This is a genomic window from Mycobacterium sp. 1165196.3 (assembly GCF_001673415.1).
Classification (GTDB): domain Bacteria; phylum Actinomycetota; class Actinomycetes; order Mycobacteriales; family Mycobacteriaceae; genus Mycobacterium; species Mycobacterium europaeum_A.
In genome coordinates this window covers 1-1,261 of sequence record NZ_LZLU01000111.1, presented here as the reverse complement: position 1 = coordinate 1,261, position 1,261 = coordinate 1, and the positions used below count along the sequence as shown (strand labels likewise).

The 1,261-nt window shown below is 76.2% G+C and carries 1 pseudogene; it reads right to left on the bottom strand.

The annotated features are described in order from the left end of the window. A pseudogene (locus A5659_RS28145) lies at positions 1-1,261 on the bottom strand (hypothetical protein); the annotation flags it as partial.

Below are 1,261 nucleotides of genomic sequence, written 5' to 3'. Positions count from 1 at the left end.
GGAGCCGGAGCGTGACCACCGCCGAAGCCGCCAAGCCCGCCGCTGGGACCGCCCGCCGGTGGTGTGGGGACATGCCCGCCACCCAGGCCGCCCGGACCGCTACCGGGCGCGGGCAGGTGGCCGCCGCCCAAACCGCCGGGACCGCCGGATCCCGGCGTCGGCACATGCCCACCGGGACCACCCGAACCCGGCGTCGGCACATGCCCACCAGGACCACCCGAACCCGGCGTCGGCACATGCCCACCGGGGCCGCCCGAACCCGGCGTCGGCACATGCCCACCGGGACCACCCGAACCCGGCGTCGGCACATGCCCACCAGGACCGCCCGAACCCGGCGTCGGCACGTGCCCACCGGGGCCGCCCGAACCGCCCGAGCCACCCGGGCCGCTCTCCCCGGGCGTGGGAGAGTGACCGCCGCGGTAGTTACCCGGACCGCTCGGCTTGGGAGCGGTGCCCTCGCCGGGCGGCGTCTGGTGCGGCGGTGACTGCGGGACGGTGACCTGCGGGGGCGACGGCGGTTGGGGCAGATGCACCGGCGGCTGGGGCTGCACCGGTTGCGGGATCGTCAGGCGCGGCGGGGCCTCGAACAGCGGGGGGCTGTCGATGGGGTCGGGAACCGGAACCGGGATGCGCACCGGCACCGGCACCGGCACCGGCGGGACCACGACGGGGACCGGCGCCGCGGGAACCGGAGGGGCGGCGGGCAGCGGAGGGGCCGCCGGAGGCGCAACCGCGGGCAACGGCGCGGCGGCCGGCGGGCTCAGCGGCTTGGGGGCGGCCACCGGGACGGGCAGGCTGATCTTCGACAGCGGTTCGGACGCCTGCACCGGCGCCGGGACCGGCGCCTGCTCGGGGACGATGAGGTGCTGCCCCGGTGTGGGCTGCAGGGCCACGGTTCCCGTGTTGCGGATCCCGATCGCCAACGCGATCTCGAGCGCCAGCACCGCGCTGATGCCGACCACCGCCAGCCCGCTGCCGACCAGCAGCACCGGCCGCCGCTTCGGCTGGCTCTCCTCGGGAAGGAAGAGCTTCTCGATGACGACGGTCGGTGAATCGGCGTCCTCGTCCCCCACCGCGCTGTAGGCGAGGTCGTCGTCGCCGGGTTCCGAGCCGATCGGGACATAGAGGTACTCGGGAAGCGAGTACTGGTCGACCGAGCCCGTGCCGGGATCCTGCGCATATGCCAGCGCGGCGGTCGACGAGGCAAACAGCGGCGCGTTCGCCGACGCCAGCGCGGCCCCGCGGGCCAGCGCGGTCTCCG